An 18,757-nucleotide genomic window follows, 5' to 3' on the forward strand; every position below is an offset into this window, starting at 1 on the left:
CGACGATCCCAAACTGTCCTGCCTCTATTAGCGGTCTCTCCGGCACCTACCGGACCCCGGTGACAACACCCCCCGGATCATTGACGACTGGGGGCGGCAATCATGCCGGGGCCGGCAGGCCAGCACACCCACATCCTGCAACAGGAACGGGCTACGAAAAAGGTAACGGGGCGGCCACCAACGCCTCGAACACCAACGCCTCGAACACAAGCGCCTCGGCCACCAACGCCTCGAACACAAGCGCCTCGAACACAAGCGCCCCTCCGGAGGAATCCTCCGGAGGGGCGTTTGTGGTCTTCGGGGAAAGTGTCCCGGCCAGGCGGCCGGGGCTTTTTCCGGAGTACTTAGAGCGGGCGGATGTTCTCAGCCTGCGGGCCCTTCGGGCCCTGCGTGACGTCGAATTCAACCTTCTGGTTCTCGTCCAGCGAGCGGTAGCCGCTGGTAGCGATTGCCGAGTAGTGGGCGAAAACGTCGGCCGACCCGTCATCCGGGGCAATGAAGCCAAAACCCTTTTCGGCGTTGAACCATTTAACTGTGCCTGTAGCCATGCCTTTATCCTTCTGAAATGCTGCTGATCTCCGGCGGCCATAAGGCCAACGGCTGCGGAGACATTCGTCCGCTGTCCCCAACGTACGGTGCGACGGGCCGCGGTGCAAGGGTCTGACGGGGGTCTTCGTCTCCGCCGGCCGCTTTCGTCAGGCCGAGACGGTGGCGTCGAAGAGCGCAATCAGGTCCCGGCTGATCTGGTAAGGCGAGGTCTCGGACGGGCTGTGGCCCGCGCGGTAGACCGAAATCCGCGCACCGATCGACTGCGCGAAGCTCCGGTGCAACGCCAGCGGCCAGAGGTCGTGTTCGCCGACTGCGACGAGCTTTGGCAGCGTCGCGGCCGCCAGCACCCGCCGCAGATCCGGGGTGTGCTTCATAAGGCCGATGATGTCGACCACCGAGGCGCGGCGCGTGAACGCGAACCGGCTCCTGACGAACCGCAGCCGCTGCGGCGCCACCCGGGCAATATTGCTGCGGATGCCCCAAATCATTATTGCGGTGCCGACCTTGGAGGTGACCCAACAGCTGACCCAGCCTGCCAGGCGCACGTAGCGGAGGCTCTGTCCCGGCTCCGGCGGGCAGCTGATGAGGGTCAGACTGCGGAACTTTTCTGGCCGCTGGACGAACGCCAGTTGGGCAACCACCGCCGCGAAGGAATACCCCACGACGTGCACGGCGCCTTGATCGGTGTCCAGCATGGCCAGGAGGTCGTCGCGGAACAGCTCGTAGTCGTAGCAGTTCCGGGGCGGAACGAGGTTTTCGGGCCCGGCCTGGGCGGATTCATACTGCCCGGCGATGTCGCAGCTGAGGACGAAGTAGCCGGCCGCGGCGAGCTCGGGCAGCATGAGGATGAAGTCTTCCTTGGAGCCGGTTGCGCCCGGGATTAGCAGGACGCGCGGCTTCCCGGGGTCTCCGGCAGCGATCGTCGCCAAGGTCCCGCTCGGTGCCTCGAACTGACCGCGCATCACGCCTGCCGGAAGGACGGCCCAGTCGAAGTCGGGCAACGCGGCGTCCCGGCGGGCGGCATCGTCCACCAGCCCCGAACCAAAGCCCTCGGGAACCGGGCCGCCCTGTGCGTTACTGCCGGCAGACGCCATCTATCTAACATAGCCCCCTGCCGGCGGCGTGGCGGAGGTCCCGTTGCAATTCGACGGCCCGGCGCCGGCCGGTCCGGAGGTCCACGCTCAGCCAGCCAGGCTGCCGGCGGCCGTGGCGGGGGAGAGCGGGGAATCCACCTGCCGCACCGTTCCGGCCGATCCGTCCACGGTCACGGTCTCACCGGTCCGCAAGCGGGTGGTCGCGTCCGGCACGCCCACCACCGCCGGGATGCCGTATTCGCGGGCCACCACGGCGCCGTGCGAGATCACCCCGCCCATTTCCATCACCAGGGCGCCGGCCGTCATGAACAGCGGCGTCCAGCCGGGGTCAGTGGAGGGCGCCACGAGGATTTCCCCGGGCTCGAGGTGCGCGCCCACCGGATCCAGGATGACCCGGACCATTCCGGTGGCGGTGCCCGCCGACGCCGGTGTCCCGGCGAGGGCGCCGGAAGCGGGGGACTTGGCCATCACGGCCGCCTCCACATCCGTGCCGTCGGAGAGCAGGAGCCGGGGAATCCGGCGCCGGCGCAGTTCGACGTCGTAGATCCGGTGGCGGCCCGCGACGATGCCCTTGAGGTCGGCACCCCGCAAACCCACACGGACTTCATCGAATTCCAGGAAATACACGTCGTCCGCGGCGGCGATCGCACCGGACCGGGCCAGCTCGATGCCGATCGCGTTGAGCTGGCGGTGCATTTCCGCGAGGGCGAGGATGATGTAGAACTTGGGCAGTTCGCGCAGTCCGGACAGCTGGCGGGTCCGGCGCAGGCAGAATTCCACCAGCTGGGCACGGATCCGGCTCCGGACCCTGGTCCGCTCCACCAGGCTGCGGATCCTGGCCTCGGCATGTTCCTCGGCGCGGGCGAACTGCCGGTCGGGCGCTTGCTCGGGGTCGGCCACATGAAGGTAGTTCGAGATCATCCCGAGGATATGGTCCGGCTTCTCCGACCACCGCGGCATGCCAAGGTCGATCTCCGCCACGGCGCGGTGGCCGTAGCGGTCCAGGAACCCGTGCAGGCCGGTCTGTGCCACTGCGGGCAGCGAGCCGGCCTTGTACAGGGCGGCCAGTTCCCTTGGCCCGTGGGCCAGGAACACCTCCCGGGACGCGGCGTTCGCGCCGACGGTGACGGCCAGTTGCCAGAGTTCGAGGTCYATCTCAGTGGTGACATTGTTGGGCAGACCCCGCAACACGGCCTCGAGTTCCCGCGGTGCCGCGATGCCGCGCAGCAGCCTGCGCGCCCCGGCCAGCATGAGGTAACCAACGGACGGTCCGGGCAGCGTCGCCAGGATCAGTCCGTCCACGGTGTTCTCCAGGATGCGCTGGGCGTGATCGAGCCGGCCAAAAGTGGTGGCCGGTTCCGGCAGGACAAGTTCGGATTGAAGGCGATCTCCGTAATCGAAGGCGCGGCGCAGTTCGGCGGACGGCCGCACCGCGGCCCGCAGAAGGGACGGAAGCAGCCGGACCGTCAGGCCCAGGCCGGCCATGGTTCCGGGATCGCGCCCTGCGCTATTGCCCGCTGCGCCGCTGCCGGTCCGCGGCCGCCGGGGGGCCAGCCTGCCCGCCGCGCCGTGCCGTGGCCGCCGGGACGGCCGTTTGCGCACGCCGAACCGCGGGTCATCCAGGAGTGCCGGAAAAACCGCGCCGGACCTGCCGTCCGCCAGCGGAAGCATCCGCAGCAGGTAGCGGCGGCCGTACCTGTTGCGCACCATGGGCGTCACGTCCACATACATCCGCAATCCCGGGTTGACGTACCGCCACGGCCCGTTGCGGTTCCGCATTGAGCCCAGCACGGAGAGCCCCATGGGGGTCAGGGGCCTGGTCAGGCCCTGGAGCAAGGTGCCGCACAGGTAGACGTGGGGGTCGACGTCGGCCCCTGCCTCCGCGCCCAGCGGTTCGGCGGCCGCAGGCTCCGGCAGCGGATACAACGTGGTGATGGGCCGCGACTGGGTCACCCAGATCCTGCCCGCGGCGTCGATCACCCATTCCACATCCTGGGGTGCCCCGAACAGCCCCTGGACGGTATCGCCGAGGGCCGTGAGTTCGCGGATCCGGGCGTCGTCCAGGCTCCGCCGCCGCCGGACTGACGTCCCCTTCGGTGAACGGAGGAGGATGCGTCCCGTGGCCGTATCCACGACGAAATGGTCCGGGTTGACGCTGCCGGAGACCACCGCCTGGCCGGGCCCGGCGCTCGCATCGATGACCGTTTCGGTCCGGGTGCCCGTCACGGGATTGGCGGTGAAGAGCACGCCGGCGCTGGTGGCGGTGATGAGGTCCTGGACGACGACGGCGAGGCCCACCTCACGGTGGCTGATCCCGTTGGCGGCGCGGTAGGCCACGGCCCGTTCGGTCCAGAGTGAGGCCCAGCAGCGCCGGACCGACTCGACCACGGCGTCGGCTCCGGAGATGTTCAGGAAGGAATCCTGCTGGCCGGCGAAGCTGGCGAAGGGCAGGTCCTCGGCGGTGGCGGAGGATCTGACCGCCACTGTGGCCCGGCTGCCGAGCGCGGCGTACGCGCCGCGAAGCGCGGCATCGACGTCGGCGGGAATCGGCGCGGTCACGATCATTTCCCGCGCCTGCCGGGCCAGTTCACCCAGATCCGGTCCGGGCCGGGCCAACCCGGGGCGGCCTGGCTGGCGGGAGTCGCCGTCGCCTATGTCGCCTATTTCGCCGTTGTCGCCGTTGTTCGACGGGTGGGGCTGCGCGGCGTCCAGCCGGGCCGCCAGCGCGTCCAGTTCGGCCGGGGCCGCCTTTCGGTAGGCAACCGTGGTGAGGCAGAATCCGCGGGGTACACGGAACCCGGCGGCCGTGAGCTTGCCGAGGTTCAGGGCCTTTCCACCCACGAGCGGCAGGGGAGCGGAACCCAGTGCGCTGAGATCCATGACGAGACTTTCCGGTGCCCTGCCATCTGCAGAACCCATTTCCTGCTCCCACGTCCTGTCCGCGTCTTCAAGCCACGTGTTCACGCCACGTATTCAAGCCGCGGGCGGCCTCCGGGTCCTGAGTCCGGCGGCGCGGCGGCCCCTCTGCCAAGCGAGCCTGCCGGCCTACTGGCCGGCGTCGGCCTCGCCGGTGTCTTCCCACATAAGATCCAGGTTGCGGAAGACCGGAGGGCCGTCGCACAGGGCGGCCATCTGCGCGGCGAATTCGGAGGTCTCGGGCCGGTTGGAGTTCTCCATGGCCGACTCGTAGGAGTCGAACTCCACGATCGTGAGATAGGTTCCGGGGCGGTCGCGGTCTGCGGTGGCCATGATGCGGCGGAAGGTCGGGGCAGTGGTTCCCTCCGTTCTGGAGGGCCGGCCGAGTTGCTCGATCTCCTCAATGCGGGAGGTCTGAAATTCGATGATCTGCACGAACCTGGCCATGACGGCTCCCTTGACGGCGGCGGATGCTGATGCGCTTCACGCTAGACCCTCGTCCTTGCCCGTGCAAGGGCGGAAGCTAGCAGTACAGCCAGGCCGGCGCGGGCGGCCGCGCGGGTGTCAGCGCGGCCGCCGTCGAGAGCCCGGCTACGGGGTCAGGAGGACCTTGATGGCGCGCCGTTCGTCCATCGCGCGGTAGGCCTCGGGTGCCTCTTCCAGCGGCATGACCGAGTCGAACACGCGGCCCGGATTGATGGTGCCGTTCAGCACGTCCGCCAGCAGTTCCGGGATGTACGTCCGGGCCGGGGCCATGCCGCCGCCGATCGAGATGTTGGTGTCGAACAGAAAGCGCAACGGGGCTTCGGCGCCGCCGGTGGGGACGCCGACAAAGCCGAGGGCGCCGCCCGGGCGGACGCTGTGCAGGGCCTGTTCCATGGATTCCTTGGTCCCCACGCACTCCAGCACGGAGTCGGCCAGGACGCCGCCGAGCAGTTCGCGGACCTTGGCGACGCCCTCGTCCCCGCGTTCGGCGACGATGTCCGTGGCCCCGAATTCGCGGGCGATCGCCTGGCGGTCGGCGTGCCGCGACATGGCGATGATCCGCTCCGCGCCGAGGCGCTTGGCGGCCAGGACGCCGCAGAGCCCGACGGCGCCGTCGCCGACCACCACGACCGTCCGGCCGGGACCGGCCTTGGCCGCGAGTGCTGCGTGGTGGCCTGTGGCCATAACGTCGGAGAGCGTGAGCAGGCTGGCGCGGAGGGCGTCGTCCGGGTCGGTGACGCCCGGGACCTTGACCAGCGTGGACTCGGCGAGCGGTACTCGCACGGCCTGGCCCTGGCCGCCGTCGATCCCGTGGCCGGTGTCATCCTTGCCGCCCCAGCCGGCGAGGTGGTCGCAGGCCACCGTGACGCCGTCGAGGCACTGCGGGCACGCGCCGCAGCTGACCACGAATGGAGCGATCACGAAGTCGCCCACGGCGAGGTCTTTGATGTCGTCGCCGACGCTTTCGACCGTCCCGATGAACTCGTGCCCGATCGCGGACGGCTTGTGGGTGGGCTTGACCCCGCGGTACGGCCAGAGGTCCGAGCCGCAGACGCAGGAGGCGGTGACCTTCACGATGACGTCGGTGGGCAGCTGGAGGGTGGGGTAACCGCGGTCTTCGACTCGGATGTCGCCGGGACCGTGGATGATGGTGGCGCGCATGGGTGCTCCTCGCATTGTGGTGGATGGGCTGGGAACGAGTTTAGTCCCGTGGCATCCCGGCCACGCAGGCGAGGACAAACAACGCGGGGTCAGATCCGGCCCATTAAGGGCCGTTTCTGACCCCGCGTTGCTTTAGAGGGCTTCGAGCACGCTGACGTAGTTGGCGATGCCCACGCCGCCCATGTTCTGCACCGCGGCCCGGCGCGGGTTGGCCAGCTGCATGTCGCCGGCGGTCCCGGTGAGCTGCATGGCGGCGATGACGTGCTGGGAGACGCCGGTGGCGCCGACGGGGTGGCCCTTGGCCTTGAGCCCGCCCGAGACGTTGACCGGCAGCTTGCCGTCCTTGAAGACCCAGCCTTCCTCGAGCGCCCGGGCGCCCTGGCCGCGTTCGGTCAGCCCCATGGCCTCGTACATGAGCAGTTCGGCGATGGTGAAGCAGTCGTGGACTTCCGCGAAGTCGAGCTCCTCCAGCCCGACGCCGGCCATCCCCAGGGCCCGCTGCCAGGAGGCCCGTGTGGCGGCGAATTCGGTCGGGTCCCGGCGCTCGGCGGGGAAGAAGTCGTTCGCCTGGCCGAAGCCGGCGAGCCGCACCGGGGCCGTGGCGCCGCCGGTCGGGGCAACGGAGAGGACGACGGCGGCGGCGCCGTCGGAGACGGGGGAGCAGTCGGTGCGGCGCAGCGGATCCGCCACCATCGGGTTCTTGTCCGAGACGGTCCGGCAGAAGTCCTCGCCGAGGTCCTTGCGGAGCTGGGCATAGGGGTTGTCGACGCCGTTGCGGTGGTTCTTCGCCGCGATGGTGCCCAGGACGTCGCCGAGCTTTCCGTTGCCGTCCCCGTAGCGCTTCCCGTAGTGCTTCGCGACCTCCGCGAAGAGCCCGGTGAACCCGGTGGTGGAGGCCTTGCCGGCCATGTCGTAGTCCGCGCCGAGCAGGGCCGCGCCCACGACGTCGGCCCCGGCCTGCGTCATCTTCTCGGCACCGATCACCAGGACGGTCTTCGCGGTGCCGGCCAGCAGGGACTTGGTGCCCTGCTGGAACGCGGCCGAGCCGGAGGCGCAGGCGTTCTCCACCCGGGTGGAGGGCACGTTGGCCAGCTGATCCGATACCTGCAGCGCGAGGGAGGACGGGAAGGCCAGCGGCATCATGCCGGAGTTGAACTGGCCGAGGTAAATCTCATCGATCTGGCCGGGCTCGATCCCGGCGTTGCCGATCGCCTCGGTGGCGACCTGCACGATCAGGGACTCCAGGGTTTCTTCGCTCAGCTTGCCGAACCGGCTGTGGCCCCAGCCGGTGAGCAGGACGTCCTTGCCGAACTGTTCCTTGAGGCTCATGCCGTCGCTCCTTCAAATTCGAGCGCGACATCGAAGTCGGCTTCGGTTTTTTCGCGGATATCCTCCACGGTGACGCCGGGCGCGAGGCGCGTGAGCGTGAGCTTCCGCCCGCCGTCTGCTTTGTGTTCATTCTTCACAAGGTCGAAGACCGCGAGGTCGCTGATGATGCGGTCCACGCAGCTGAGCCCGGTGAGGGGCAGCGTGCATTCCTTGACGATCTTGGCGGTGCCGTCCTTGGCGTTGTGCTCGGTGAGGACCAAGACGCGCGGGGTGCCGGCCACGAGGTCCATGGCACCGCCCATGCCCTTGACCATCTTGCCGGGGATGGTCCAGTTGGCGAGGTCTCCGTTCCCGGAGACCTGCATGGCGCCCAGGATCGCGACCTTCACGTGGCCGCCGCGGATCATGCCGAAGGACGTCGCGGAGTCGAAGATGCTGCCGCCGGGCAGGACCGTGACGGTCTGCTTGCCGGCGTTGATCAGGTCCGCGTCTTCCTCGCCCTCGAAGGGGAACGGGCCCATGCCGAGGAGGCCGTTCTCGCTCTGCAGAACAACGCGGACGCCGTCGGGCAGGTTGTTGGCCACCAGCGTGGGGATGCCGATGCCAAGGTTGACGTAGTCGCCGTCGTTCAGTTCTTCGGCCGCGATTGCGGCCATTTCATCTCGGGTCCAGGCCATGGTGGTTCTCCTTGGAAAGTCAGGGTGCTGAGGGTGGGGCGCCAATGCCGGCGCGCCCGGGGTGGGCGGCGCTCGGGCCGGATTAGACGGTGACGGCGGAGGCGGCCTGCGCCGGCTCTGCTTCCGCTGCGGGCCGCGGGCGGACGGTGCGCTGTTCGATGTCCTTGACGCGGCCGCTGGCCTGGACCAGGCGCTGGACGAACACGCCGGGGGTGATGATGTGATTCGGGTCCAGCTGGCCGGGCTCGACGATCACTTCGGCCTCGGCGACGGTCACGGCGCCGGCCGTAGCGACCACGGGGTTGAAGTTCTGCGCGGTGTACCGGTAGATCAGGTTGCCGTCGGTGTCGGCCGTGTGGGCGTGAACCAGGGCGACGTCGGCCTTGATGGCGCGTTCCTGGACATAGGTCTCGCCGTCGAACTCTGCCAGCGGCTTGCCTTCGGCGACGAGGGTGCCCACGCCGGTCTTCGTGTAGAACGCCGGGATGCCGGCGCCGCCGGCGCGCAGCCGCTCAGCAAGGGTGCCCTGTGGGGTGAACTCCACCTCCAACTGGCCGGCGAGGTACTGCTCGGCGAAGAGCTTGTTTTCCCCAACGTAGGACGCGATGACCTTGCGGACCTGGCCGCCTTCGATCAGGACCCCGAGGCCCTTGCCGTCCACGCCCATGTTGTTGGAGACGACCGTCAGGTCCTTCACCCCGGAATCCCGCACCGCCCCGATCAGGTCAGCGGGGATCCCGCTGAGCCCGAAACCGCCGACGGCGAGCGTCATGCCGTCGCGCAGTACGTCCTGCAGAGCGGCCGCTGCCCCGGATTTCACCTTTGACATTGCATCTCCTCATTGAGCTCGTCTTGCTATCCACTCCGGCAATCCACTTTGTGGACTCCTTGCCTGAAGAAGGAGCCTATGGTGTGTCACAGACCACTGTCAACGTGGAGTTTCCCCGCAAATTGGCGGAGTTTATAGTGTGGACGCTACCCTTGGCACTATCCATTATGTGGATACCTGATGGTAAAATCGGGTAAAAGCAACGTGGGTGAAAGCATCACCCAGTTCCGGGCCGACGTGAGGCAAGCAATGAATACAACTCCCGTCCAGGGCGCCCAGGTGGTCAGCCGGGCAGCCGGCCTGCTGCGCCTGGTCGGCCGGAAGCCGGAGGGCTGCCCCCTGGTGGAGCTCGTGCGCGAATCCGGCCTGACGCGGCCCACCGTGCACCGGCTGCTGAGCTCACTCGCGGCCGAGGGGCTGCTGGACCAGGACCCGGGCAGCGGCAACTGGGTCCTGGGTCCTGAGATCCTGCTGCTGGGGTCCGTGGCCTCGGCGCGCTTCCCCCTGGAGGACATCGCGAGGCCGAGCCTGCGCCGCCTGGCCGAAGAGACCGGCGAAAGCGCTTTCTTCTCCATCCGCCGCGGCAACGAGACCGTGTGCCTGCTCCGGGAAGAAGGCAGCTTCCCGGTCCGTTCCTTCGTGCTGCACGAGGGGGTGCGGTTCCCGCTGGGCGTCGCCTCCGCAGGCACCGCCATCATGGCCTTCCTGCCGGCACAAGAGCAGGAAGAGCTGCTCGCCAACTGGGCAGCCCACGCCGGCAGCTTTGCGGCCGCGCACACCGCAGCACTGGTCAGGGAGAACCTGGAAGCGACGCGGCAGGCCGGCTATTCGGTCAATCCGGGGCTGGTCCTGGAAGGCAGCTGGGGGATGGGTGCGGCGGTCTTCGACCAGCGGGGCCGCCCCGCCTGGGCGCTGTCCCTGACCGGCATCGAACCGCGCTTCCGGGAGGACCGGCGTCCGCAACTGGGGCGGCTGCTCCTGGAAGAAGCGCACCGGATCTCCACGCTGCTGACCCGCTCGCCAGGCGCCTGACCCTCGTCAAGGGCCCCGGTTCGGCTCAGGCCGCCTCGGACAATTCAACTTGCCGGGCGACTCTTGCGCAGCCGCCGCTTGTGCCAGAAGCTGGCAGCACAGGCCGCATCGCGTCGAGCCGAAGGAGCAAAGCCTCATGAAAGACATCAAGATCTCTTTCGATCACTATGGCAGCCCGGACGTCGTCACCGTTGGCGAGGAGGAACCGCCGGTTCCGGGGGAGAACGAGGTCCAGGTGGGGATCCGCGCCGTCGGCGTCAACCCGGTGGACTGGAAAGTCGTTGCCGGCTACCTGGAGCCCTACCTTGCCCTGGACTTCCCTGCAGTTCCCGGCTGTGAGGCGGCAGGAACCGTGACCGCCGTTGGCCCCGGCGTGACCGGCCATGAGGTGGGCGACGACGTGATCTGGAATGGCATTTCCGGGGCCTACCGTGCCGCGGCCAATTTTCCGGCCAGCCAGCTGACGCCAAAGCCCGCGGGCATCGATTTTGAGCAGGCGGCGTGCGTCGCGATAGCTGGCGGCACAGCGTATTCGGCGCTGCTTCAGCTTGGCATTGGCGTGGGGGACACGGTCCTCATCCACGGTGCGGCGGGCGGGGTCGGCTCGGCGGCAGTCCAGATCGCGCGGCACCTCGGCGCCCGGATCATCGGCACCGCTTCAGAGCAGAACCACGACTATTTGCGCGGCCTCGGCGCCGTGCCGGTGGCCTACGGCGAAGGGCTCGTGGAACGCGTCCGCGCACTGGGCACCATCACCGCCGTCCTGGACACCTTTGGCGGGGAGGAGACGACGACGGCGACGGTCCATTTGCTCGGCGGCCACGGCGCCGCGGTGACCACAGTGCCTGGAAAGGCGGCCAACGCGGCCGGAATTGCACCGGTCAGGCTGCTGGACGGACGGGTCGCGGAGGCGGCCCGGCTGTCGGCCGGGGGAAAGCTCCGCTTCAGCATCCAGGAGCGGATTCCCCTCACCGATGCTGCCAGGGCACTGGGCATCAGCCGCGCAGGCCATGTCCGGGGCAAACTCGTGCTGATCCCGTAAGTGGAACCCCGCGGGGCCGCCCGGCAGCCCCGCCCGGGGCTCTCGGCTCAGGCTATTTCCACCAGGTGTCGAAAATCGTCACCGGGACCGTGCGCTTGTGGCGGGTCCGCAGGTACATCGCCTCGATCCGTTCGGACGCGGCATCGGGTACGTCACGGCCCTCGAGGTAGTCATCGATCAGGTCGTAGCCCAGGCCGAGTTCGTCCTCGTCGGTGCGGCCCGGCTTGCCATCCAGCAGATCCGCCGTCGGAACCTTTTCCCAGATCCGGGCCGGTGCGCCGAGTTCCGCCAGCAGGGCGCGGTTCTGGCGCTTGTTAAGGCCGAACAGCGGCAGGATGTCCGCGCCGCCGTCGCCGAACTTGGTGAAGAATCCCGTGACGGACTCGGCGCCGTGATCCGTGCCGATCACCAGGTAGTTGTGCTCGCCGGCCAGGGCGTACTGGGCAATCATCCGGGTCCGGGCCTTGGTGTTGCCCTTGTGGAAATCGGAGATCTCGGTTCCTACGGTCTTCTCGAACTCGTCCTCGAAGCCATCTACTGCGGCCGAGATGTTGAACGTCCATTCGGTCTTGGCGCGCACGAAGTCCAGGGCCGCCTGGGCGTCGTCCTCGTCATGCTGGACGCCGTAGGGCAGGCGCACGGCCACAAAGTTCGCCTCGGTGCCCTCGGCCTCGAGTTCCTCGACCGCCAGCTGGGCCAGCCGCCCGGCCAGGGAGGAGTCCAGGCCGCCCGAGATGCCCAGGACGAAGCCCTTGGTGTGGGTGGCCGTCAAGTATTCCTTCAGGAAYGTCACGCGTTTGCGCACCTCCCCGGCAGGGTCGATCCGGGGCTGCACGCCCATTTCCTCGATGATCTTCGCCTGGAGTTCACGCATGCCTCACAGCCTAGTCAGCGGTGTCAACAACGCTCAACTGTTGCAGCCGGACCGGCGGCTGGCGCGCGGATCCGGCGTCGAAATGGCTTCGGTTCCGGACGGCGGCTACGGTTTCGGACCGTTGCGACTTAGATGAGATGGGTGGGCATCACGGACCGGCTTCGTGTGCCACCGCCGGCGAGCGGGTTCAGCTGGGCCAGCAGCATGGACACCGCCATGCGACCGGCCTGCTCGATCGGGGAGGCCATGGTGGACAGCGGCGGATTGCAGAAGTCGGCGCCAAAGATGTCGTCGCAGCCCAGGGCAGGTCGGAGTTCCAGGGCACGTTCAACGAGAACGTCTTCTGCGACTCCTTCGACACCCGGCTCTAAACTGGCGCGGCGGGGCTGCGGGCGCCTAGGTTTCGGCTCGCCGCTACGGTTTCGGGCCGGTGCTGCGCGGATCCCCGCCGCGCCGGTCCGAAGCCGCGGCGCGGGTCCGAAACGTGCGCGAAAAACCCTCCCGCGGCACCCCGCGCAGGCGTAGCGTGGGGCCATGGAGAAGACCGGATGCGCGGTGGTGGGCGGTGGACCTGCGGGGATGATGCTGGGCTTGCTCCTGGCACGCGCCGGGGTGCGGGTGACGGTGTTGGAGAAGCACGCCGATTTTCTGCGCGACTTCCGCGGCGACACCGTGCACCCGTCCACCATCCGGCTCATTGACGAACTTGGGCTCGGCCAGGAGTTCCGCCGGCTGCCGCAGAGCCGCCTGAAGAACGTCGTTTTCCCGGTCCCGGGCGGGCCGTCCGTGACCATGGGTGACTTTGACGCCCTGCCGCCGCCGTACAACTACATCGCCATGATGCCGCAGTGGGATTTCCTGAGCTTCCTCGCCGACGCCGCCGCACAGGAACCGGGGTTTACGCTGCTCATGAGCCACACCGCCACCGGCCTGGTCCGCAACGGGGGCCGCGTCCGCGGAGTCCGCTTCAGGACTCCCGACGGCACGCAGGACGAGCTGCTGGCGGATCTGGTGGTTGCCACGGACGGCCGCCATTCCGCGCTGCGCACTGCGGCCGGGCTGGCGCCAAAGGAGTTCCCGGTGCCCTTCGACACCTGGTGGTTCCGGTTGCCCCGCTATCCCTCCGAAACGGGTGAGGTGGCCGGGCTTGTGCCGGCGTTCGGGCCCGGCGAGGCGCTGCTGGCCCTGTTCCGCAACGACTACTACCAAATGGGCTACCTCGCCGCCAAGGGCGCCGACGCCCGGATCCGTGCGGAAGGCGTTGAGGGCTTCCGACGGCGGGTCGCAGGGCTCCGCCCCGATCTCGCGGACCGGGTGGACGCCATCAAATCCCTCGATGACCTTCACTGGCTGGACGTGCGCCTGAACCGGCTGCGCTCGTGGCACATCAACGGGCTGCTGTTCATCGGGGACGCCGCGCATGCGATGTCCCCGGCCGGCGGCGTCGGAATCAACCTCGCCATCCAGGACGCGGCCGCCGCCGCCGAGTACCTTGCCCCCGCACTGCTCCGGGGCCGGGTAACCACGGCGGACCTTGAGAAAGTGGAACGACGGCGCCGGCTGCCGACCGTCATTGTGCAGACCGTCCAACGGATCATGCAACGCGCGATCTTCGTCCCGGTCATGACCGGGAAGCGGACAAAATTTCCGGCCGCGGCACTCTTCTTCGCCCGGCACGTTCCGGCGTTCCGCAAGATCATTCCCCGCTTCATCGCCTTTGGTCCGCGGCCCGAGCACGCACCGGCCTTCGCGCGGCGTGCCGAACCCCAGCCGCAGCCCTAGCCCTGACCCGGGACCGACATACAGCTCACCGGCTGGGAATCTGCGGCGGACCAGCCACTAAACTGGGAGCCATGACTGCCACCCGTGACTTCGCAGCCGACGCTGCCGCTGCCCGTGCCCGACTCCTGGAACTGATCAAGGAACTGGCCGTAGTCCGCGGCAAGGTCATCCTCTCCAGCGGCGCCGAAGCCGACTACTACATCGACCTGCGCCGCATCACCCTGCACCACGAGGCGTCCAAACTCGTCGGACAGGTCATGCTCTCGCTGATGGAGGACGCCGGGATCGATTTCGAGTGCGCCGGGGGACTCACCATGGGGGCGGATCCGGTGGGCACCGCCGTCATGCATGCCGCCGTCGACGCCGGCCGCCCGGTGGACGCTTTCGTGGTCCGCAAGGCGCAGAAGTCCTACGGCATGGGCCGCCAGGTGGAAGGCCCCTCGGTCGAGGGCCGCAAGGTCCTGGTCCTGGAGGACACCTCAACCACCGGCGGGTCCGCGCTGACCGCCGTCGAGGGCGTCCGCAAGGCCGGCGGCAACGTGGTGGCCGTGGCCGTGATCGTGGACCGCGACACCGGGGCCAAGGAAAAGATCGAGGCCGAAGCCGGTGTTCCGTATCTCTTCGCCTTCGGCAAGGACGAACTCGGCCTTAGCTAGGGGTTCGACGCCGGACGGCAGAGGTGGACGGGGTATGGGCCGTGACCTATCATTTGTCCCATACCCGTCCATCCTTTATCTGGAGAACACGCGCCATGCTCCCGTCCGAAAAGTCCCTGAACAGCRGTGTGAACCGCGGCCCTGAGGGGCAGGGCGCCGACATCTCGGTGGGAACGGTCGACCAGATCCAGAACCTGATCCTGGACAGCGCGGACTTCGAAGAGTTCCTGAACGAACTCGCGCGTTTTTCCGCGCACCAGGTGGCCGGCTCCGGCGACGACGCGCTGTGCGGAATCACCCTGCTCCGGGACCGTAAGGCCGCCACGATCGGGTGGAGCAGCGACTCCGCCCGCGAAGTGGACGAGATCCAGTACTCACTGTCCCAGGGCCCCTGCCTGACCGCCGCCAAGGAGGAACGGGAGGTCTACGTCCCGGACCTCTTCGACGAGGACCGCTGGGGTCCTGACTACGCCTCCGCCGTCGCCTCGCACGGCCTGCGCTCGGTGTTGTCGGTGCCTTTCCACCTCCAGGGCGAAGCCCAGGCGGCCCTGAACCTCTACTCCGATGTCCCGCACAAGTTCGACGGCGACGTCGCGGTCCGGGCCCGCGGCTACACCCGCGAAATCTCCCAGGCGCTGCGGCTGGCAGTCCGGTTCTCGCTGCACACGGACAGTGCCACAAACCTGCGCGCCACGCTTGAATCCCGGACCGTGATCGACATGGCCATCGGGATCGTTATGGCGCAGAACCGTTGCGACCAGGAAACCGCCGTCCGGATCCTCACCGACGCCTCCAGCAACGGCAACGTCAAGCTGCGCGACATCGCCAAATCCCTGGTGCAGTCTGTCGGCGGAACGGCAACCCGGACGCACTACGAGGAGCCGGATAGGCGGCAGGCCGGCTGAACCGGCAGCCGCCTATGACTTGTGTGCGACCACAAGCGCGGATACGCTGAATGCGGTTGAGCCGTCGGCCATAGACATCCTTATTTGGAGTACCTATGGACCAAACACTGCAAGCCCACGTCAAACTCGATGTCGTTTCCGACGTCGTCCGGATTAGTGTCCGGGGGAGCCTCACACAGGCCTCCCGCCCCTCCCTGATGCACATTATCCAGCGCGTCCGCCGCATGGGAATCATCTCGCACATCCGCGTTGACCTCGGCCTGGCCGCATTCGTGGAATCAGTGGCGCTGGCCGGCCTGCGCAACGACCTCAACGCGATCGACGGCGGGGCCTCCGGTTCGGAGGTCGCCGGCATGCCGGCTCCCGGCGGAGTCTCCCTGGAACTGACCGCGCACCGCGACGATTCCGCCGCCTTGCCACCCCTGGACATGGCCGGGGAATTTACGGCCTCGATCGATCCCTCAGGCACCCGGAAGCTGCACCGATTCTCCGACGACGAACTCTTCGCCGCGAGCGACTCTGTGTTCGGCCTTCTCGATGATCCCGCTGACATGGCCCGGTCGGAACTCCTGGCGACCTATGACGAGATCGGCATGGAAATCAGCCGCCGCGAGGTCGGCCGCGAGCCCGAACCCGCGTAACCGGCAACGGCGCTCCAACGGCGCTCCAACGGCGCCAACCGCGCTCCAGCGGCCCGCCAACGGCGTGCCAGCGGCGCTTCCACGCTGGGCTTCGGGACCGCTGTATGGTCCGGTTTCTCATCCCCGCCGAAGCGTGGATACGGTAGAGATGTGCCGGCCGAGATGGATCCGAACCATCCGCGAGGCCCCGGTGCTTCCGAGGCCCGCATGCTCCGCCGCGCCGTCGAGCTTAAACGGGTTTCCCGGCGATCGTTCCTGATCGGCGCCGGGTCCGCGTCGCTGCTGGCGGCGGACATGCTGTTCACTCAGCGCGTGCAGGCCGAGCGGCGTGTCAGCCGGATCCTCGAAGTACCTGACGACGTTGCCGAACGGTATTACCCCCACGCCAGCTGGATCCTGTTCCCCGGCTACAAAACGAGCTGGGAAGAAGCCCTGTGGATCCTGAACGCGCTGCGCGGCTCCCTGAACAAGAGGGGCCAGCTCGCCGCCGTCGGGTATTCCAACGAAGGCCTGGACATCGACGAGGTGGTCATCGCCGTGATCGAGCACGTCCGCGCCCACAATCTCACCAGCCTCTACTTCTACGGCCATAGTTTTGGCGGCATGGTGGCTACCCAGGTGGCGGCCCGGCTGCGCGAACTGCACGGCGTCGAAGTGGCGTTCATCCTCCTCGACTCCAGCCCGGCGAGCCGGCACGACGTGCTGGACCAGAGCTGGTTCGAGGGCGTGGTGCTGCTCTACGAAAGCGGGTTCCGCTTCCCCACAGTGCTGCGCGGCGGCTACGAGCTCGGCGAGAGGATGCTGCACAAGAATGAACGCAGTTGGGGCCAGGTGGTGGACCAGACACTGGAACAGCTGTCCCCGATCGCGCCGTCCAGCGTGCTGATCCAGTCCGAATCCGCGTACATCTTCCACTTTGAGGCCAGCCGTTTCGTCGGGAAGCTGGGCGAAACGAAGATGGCGTTCATCGGCAACCCCCGGGACAAGACGGTTGATTACGAGACCGCCCGGGACACCTGGTCACTGTCCTTCAAAACCAACATGGTCTCGGATGACCTGCGCACCGACGGGGCGAGGCCGGAGCACGCGAGCCCTGGCTGGAGTCCGTTCATCTACCGGCCCATCATCGAGAAACTCCAGGACGATCTCTTCCCGCTGCCCGGCGGCGGCGGGAAGAAGACCGCGTTCTGAGGTATCGCGTTCCGGGGTGTTGCTCAGATCTGGTTCTTGAGGTCCGCCACGGAATTCAGGATCTGGTTCGGCCGGAACGGATACGCGGCGATATCGTCCCGGTGGGTGATGCCGCTKAGCACCAGCACCGTGTGCAGGCCCGCCTCCATGCCGGCGATGATGTCGGTGTCCATGCGGTCACCGATCATCGCCGTGGTTTCCGAGTGCGCGTCGATCTGGTTCATTGCAGACCGGAACATCATCGGGTTGGGCTTGCCCACAATGTACGGTTCGCGGCCCGTGGCCTTGGTGATGAGGGCGGCGATGGCCCCGGTGGCAGGCATGGGGCCGTCCTTCGAAGGCCCGGTGGCGTCCGGGTTGGTGGCGATGAAACGCGCGCCGGCGAGGATCAGGCGGATGGCCATGGTGATGGCTTCAAACGAATACGTGCGGGTCTCGCCGAGCACCACGAAGTCGGGGTTCTGGTCGGTGAGGATGAAGCCGGCCTCGTGGAGCGCCGTCGTGAGTCCTGCTTCGCCGATCGTGTAGGCGCGGTTTCCCGACTCCGAGCCGCGGACCTGGTCCTTGAGGAACTGGGCCGTGGCCAGGGCCGAGGTCCAGATGTTCTCCTCCGGGATTTCCAGCCCGGAAGAGCTCAGCCGGGCCGCGAGGTCCCGGGGCGTGAAGATTGAGTTGTTGGTCAGCACGAGGAACCGCTTGGAGGTGTCCACCCAGCGCTGGATCAGCTCCGCCGCGCCCGGGATGGGCTGGTTCTCGTGGACCAGCACACCATCCATGTCCGTGAGCCAGCACTCGATTTCCTGGCCGCTGCGGTATACCGACGCCGATGAACGTACTTCGTCTGACTCTGCCATGGGGGACCTCCGCCGCTGGTGATGTGCTGCTTACTGGCTCCCAGTCTAATGTTGAGGAGTGACTGAACAGCCCGAAAGCCCCGCCCCGTCCCTTCCCGCCGCAGAGGAAGGGCCGGAACCGAAGGCGGAGGTCGGCGTCGGCCCCTGGGAAGGCGAACTTCCACAGGGCGGGCACTGGGATCCTGACCTCCTGGCGGACGGCGACCGGCGCAACGTGGTGGACAAATACCGCTACTGGAAGCACGAGGCGATCGTGGCCGACCTGGACTCCAAACGCCACAATTTCCACATCGCGATCGAGAACTGGCAGCACGACCTCAACATCGGCACCGTGGTCCGGACCGCCAACGCGTTCCTGGCCAAGGAAGTCCACATCATCGGACGACGCCGGTGGAACCGCCGCGGGGCCATGGTCACCGACCGCTACCAGCACGTCCGCCACCACCCCACCGTTGAGGACTTCGTGGCCTGGGCGCAGGGGGAGGGGCTGGCGATCATCGGGATCGACATCTTCCCGGACTCGGTGCCGCTGGAGACCTACGAACTGCCCAAGGACTGCGTCCTGGTCTTCGGCCAGGAAGGCCCGGGCCTGACCCCTGAAGTCCACGAAGCGGCGCTGGACACCCTGTCGATCGAACAGTTCGGCTCCACCCGTTCCATCAACGCAGCCTCCGCCGCCGCGATCGCGATGCACGCCTGGATCCGCCGCCACGTGTTCGGCCAGCTCCCGGGCTAAAGC

The 18,757-nt window shown here is 67.8% G+C and carries 18 protein-coding genes and 1 pseudogene; 8 read left to right on the top strand and 11 right to left on the bottom strand.

Annotated elements, in window-relative coordinates; genetic code table 11:
• Positions 1 to 344: 344 nt before the first annotated feature.
• From AC1D1S_RS11015 to AC1D1S_RS11050, 8 genes are all read right to left on the bottom strand, one after another.
• Positions 345 to 548, bottom strand: a complete 204-nt coding sequence (locus AC1D1S_RS11015) for a cold-shock protein (protein WP_009357211.1) — start codon at positions 546 to 548, stop codon at positions 345 to 347.
• Positions 549 to 695: 147 nt separating this feature from the next.
• Complete coding sequence (locus AC1D1S_RS11020) at positions 696 to 1,643, bottom strand: alpha/beta fold hydrolase (protein WP_243181422.1); 948 nt, start codon at positions 1,641 to 1,643, stop codon at positions 696 to 698.
• Positions 1,644 to 1,730: 87 nt separating this feature from the next.
• The gene (locus tag AC1D1S_RS11025) at positions 1,731 to 4,523 is read right to left on the bottom strand and encodes a PEP/pyruvate-binding domain-containing protein (RefSeq protein ID WP_476994447.1); all 2,793 of its coding nucleotides are present in this window, start codon (positions 4,521 to 4,523) and stop codon (positions 1,731 to 1,733) included.
• 165 nt (positions 4,524 to 4,688) lie between these two features.
• Positions 4,689 to 5,006 (bottom strand): hypothetical protein, encoded by a 318-nt coding sequence (locus AC1D1S_RS11030; protein WP_079552423.1) that lies wholly within the window; start codon positions 5,004 to 5,006, stop codon positions 4,689 to 4,691.
• A 144-nt stretch (positions 5,007 to 5,150) separates the two neighbouring features.
• Complete coding sequence (locus AC1D1S_RS11035; RefSeq protein ID WP_243181424.1) at positions 5,151 to 6,206, bottom strand: zinc-dependent alcohol dehydrogenase family protein; 1,056 nt, start codon at positions 6,204 to 6,206, stop codon at positions 5,151 to 5,153.
• Between the two features lie 132 nt (positions 6,207 to 6,338).
• Positions 6,339 to 7,535: an acetyl-CoA acetyltransferase gene (locus AC1D1S_RS11040; protein ID WP_476994448.1), complete on the bottom strand. Its 1,197-nt coding sequence runs from the start codon at positions 7,533 to 7,535 to the stop codon at positions 6,339 to 6,341.
• The gene (locus AC1D1S_RS11045) at positions 7,532 to 8,212 is read right to left on the bottom strand and encodes a CoA transferase subunit B (RefSeq protein WP_243181426.1); all 681 of its coding nucleotides are present in this window, start codon (positions 8,210 to 8,212) and stop codon (positions 7,532 to 7,534) included. Before AC1D1S_RS11045 ends, AC1D1S_RS11040 begins: the two co-directional genes overlap by 4 nt.
• 82 nt (positions 8,213 to 8,294) lie before the next feature.
• Positions 8,295 to 9,041, bottom strand: a complete 747-nt coding sequence (locus AC1D1S_RS11050) for a CoA transferase subunit A (protein ID WP_476994449.1) — start codon at positions 9,039 to 9,041, stop codon at positions 8,295 to 8,297.
• Positions 9,042 to 9,290: 249 nt separating this feature from the next.
• Here AC1D1S_RS11050 and AC1D1S_RS11055 point away from each other — a divergent pair, with 249 nt between their 5' ends.
• On the top strand, positions 9,291 to 10,073 hold the full coding sequence (locus AC1D1S_RS11055; protein WP_230010098.1) for an IclR family transcriptional regulator: 783 nt from the start codon (positions 9,291 to 9,293) through the stop codon (positions 10,071 to 10,073).
• Between the two features lie 136 nt (positions 10,074 to 10,209).
• On the top strand, positions 10,210 to 11,115 hold the full coding sequence (locus tag AC1D1S_RS11060; RefSeq protein WP_476946540.1) for an NADP-dependent oxidoreductase: 906 nt from the start codon (positions 10,210 to 10,212) through the stop codon (positions 11,113 to 11,115).
• Between the two features lie 52 nt (positions 11,116 to 11,167).
• Here the strand turns inward: AC1D1S_RS11060 and nadE are convergent, their stop codons facing one another.
• Together nadE and AC1D1S_RS11070 are read right to left on the bottom strand one after the other, a co-directional pair.
• Positions 11,168 to 11,989, bottom strand: a complete 822-nt coding sequence (nadE, locus tag AC1D1S_RS11065) for an ammonia-dependent NAD(+) synthetase (protein ID WP_243181429.1) — start codon at positions 11,987 to 11,989, stop codon at positions 11,168 to 11,170.
• Positions 11,990 to 12,117: 128 nt separating this feature from the next.
• A pseudogene (locus AC1D1S_RS11070) lies at positions 12,118 to 12,291 on the bottom strand (substrate-binding domain-containing protein); the annotation flags it as partial.
• Positions 12,292 to 12,523: 232 nt separating this feature from the next.
• Here AC1D1S_RS11070 and AC1D1S_RS11075 point away from each other — a divergent pair.
• The 5 genes from AC1D1S_RS11075 (at position 12,524) to AC1D1S_RS11095 (ending at position 17,164) form a co-directional block, all read left to right on the top strand.
• The gene (locus AC1D1S_RS11075; RefSeq protein WP_043436308.1) at positions 12,524 to 13,771 is read left to right on the top strand and encodes an FAD-dependent oxidoreductase; all 1,248 of its coding nucleotides are present in this window, start codon (positions 12,524 to 12,526) and stop codon (positions 13,769 to 13,771) included.
• Between the two features lie 71 nt (positions 13,772 to 13,842).
• Positions 13,843 to 14,427 (top strand): orotate phosphoribosyltransferase, encoded by a 585-nt coding sequence (pyrE, locus tag AC1D1S_RS11080; RefSeq protein ID WP_223914541.1) that lies wholly within the window; start codon positions 13,843 to 13,845, stop codon positions 14,425 to 14,427.
• A gap of 95 nt (positions 14,428 to 14,522) precedes the next feature.
• Positions 14,523 to 15,332 carry a GAF and ANTAR domain-containing protein gene (locus AC1D1S_RS11085; RefSeq protein WP_476994450.1) on the top strand — a complete coding sequence of 270 codons (810 nt, stop codon included), beginning with the start codon at positions 14,523 to 14,525 and terminating at the stop codon, positions 15,330 to 15,332.
• Positions 15,333 to 15,427: 95 nt separating this feature from the next.
• The gene (locus AC1D1S_RS11090; protein ID WP_243181432.1) at positions 15,428 to 15,973 is read left to right on the top strand and encodes a hypothetical protein; all 546 of its coding nucleotides are present in this window, start codon (positions 15,428 to 15,430) and stop codon (positions 15,971 to 15,973) included.
• 162 nt (positions 15,974 to 16,135) lie between these two features.
• Positions 16,136 to 17,164 (top strand): thioesterase domain-containing protein, encoded by a 1,029-nt coding sequence (locus AC1D1S_RS11095; RefSeq protein ID WP_476943370.1) that lies wholly within the window; start codon positions 16,136 to 16,138, stop codon positions 17,162 to 17,164.
• A 23-nt stretch (positions 17,165 to 17,187) separates the two neighbouring features.
• On the opposite strand, the gene AC1D1S_RS11100 is transcribed toward AC1D1S_RS11095, so the two are convergent.
• Entirely contained in the window at positions 17,188 to 18,018 is an 831-nt protein-coding gene (locus AC1D1S_RS11100; RefSeq protein WP_028277432.1) for an HAD-IIA family hydrolase, read from the bottom strand.
• Between the two features lie 58 nt (positions 18,019 to 18,076).
• On the opposite strand from AC1D1S_RS11100, the gene AC1D1S_RS11105 reads away from it, so the two are divergent.
• Complete coding sequence (locus tag AC1D1S_RS11105) at positions 18,077 to 18,754, top strand: TrmH family RNA methyltransferase (RefSeq protein WP_079555318.1); 678 nt, start codon at positions 18,077 to 18,079, stop codon at positions 18,752 to 18,754.
• Positions 18,755 to 18,757: the final 3 nt, after the last annotated feature.

This window comes from Arthrobacter sp. P1_A5, assembly GCF_056406825.1.

Excerpts from the sequence above, each read along its gene's own strand:
- AC1D1S_RS11075 (WP_043436308.1), top strand. The coding sequence starts at position 12,524 with ATGGAGAAGACCGGATGCGCGGTGGTGGGCGGTGGACCTGCGGGGATG.
- AC1D1S_RS11045 (WP_243181426.1), bottom strand. The coding sequence starts at position 8,212 with ATGGCCTGGACCCGAGATGAAATGGCCGCAATCGCGGCCGAAGAACTG.
- AC1D1S_RS11050 (WP_476994449.1), bottom strand. The coding sequence starts at position 9,041 with ATGTCAAAGGTGAAATCCGGGGCAGCGGCCGCTCTGCAGGACGTACTG.
- pyrE (WP_223914541.1), top strand. The coding sequence starts at position 13,843 with ATGACTGCCACCCGTGACTTCGCAGCCGACGCTGCCGCTGCCCGTGCC.
- AC1D1S_RS11095 (WP_476943370.1), top strand. The coding sequence starts at position 16,136 with ATGGATCCGAACCATCCGCGAGGCCCCGGTGCTTCCGAGGCCCGCATG.
- AC1D1S_RS11015 (WP_009357211.1), bottom strand. The coding sequence starts at position 548 with ATGGCTACAGGCACAGTTAAATGGTTCAACGCCGAAAAGGGTTTTGGC.
- AC1D1S_RS11035 (WP_243181424.1), bottom strand. The coding sequence starts at position 6,206 with ATGCGCGCCACCATCATCCACGGTCCCGGCGACATCCGAGTCGAAGAC.
- AC1D1S_RS11020 (WP_243181422.1), bottom strand. The coding sequence starts at position 1,643 with ATGGCGTCTGCCGGCAGTAACGCACAGGGCGGCCCGGTTCCCGAGGGC.
- AC1D1S_RS11060 (WP_476946540.1), top strand. The coding sequence starts at position 10,210 with ATGAAAGACATCAAGATCTCTTTCGATCACTATGGCAGCCCGGACGTC.
- AC1D1S_RS11090 (WP_243181432.1), top strand. The coding sequence starts at position 15,428 with ATGGACCAAACACTGCAAGCCCACGTCAAACTCGATGTCGTTTCCGAC.
- AC1D1S_RS11030 (WP_079552423.1), bottom strand. The coding sequence starts at position 5,006 with ATGGCCAGGTTCGTGCAGATCATCGAATTTCAGACCTCCCGCATTGAG.
- AC1D1S_RS11040 (WP_476994448.1), bottom strand. The coding sequence starts at position 7,535 with ATGAGCCTCAAGGAACAGTTCGGCAAGGACGTCCTGCTCACCGGCTGG.
- AC1D1S_RS11055 (WP_230010098.1), top strand. The coding sequence starts at position 9,291 with ATGAATACAACTCCCGTCCAGGGCGCCCAGGTGGTCAGCCGGGCAGCC.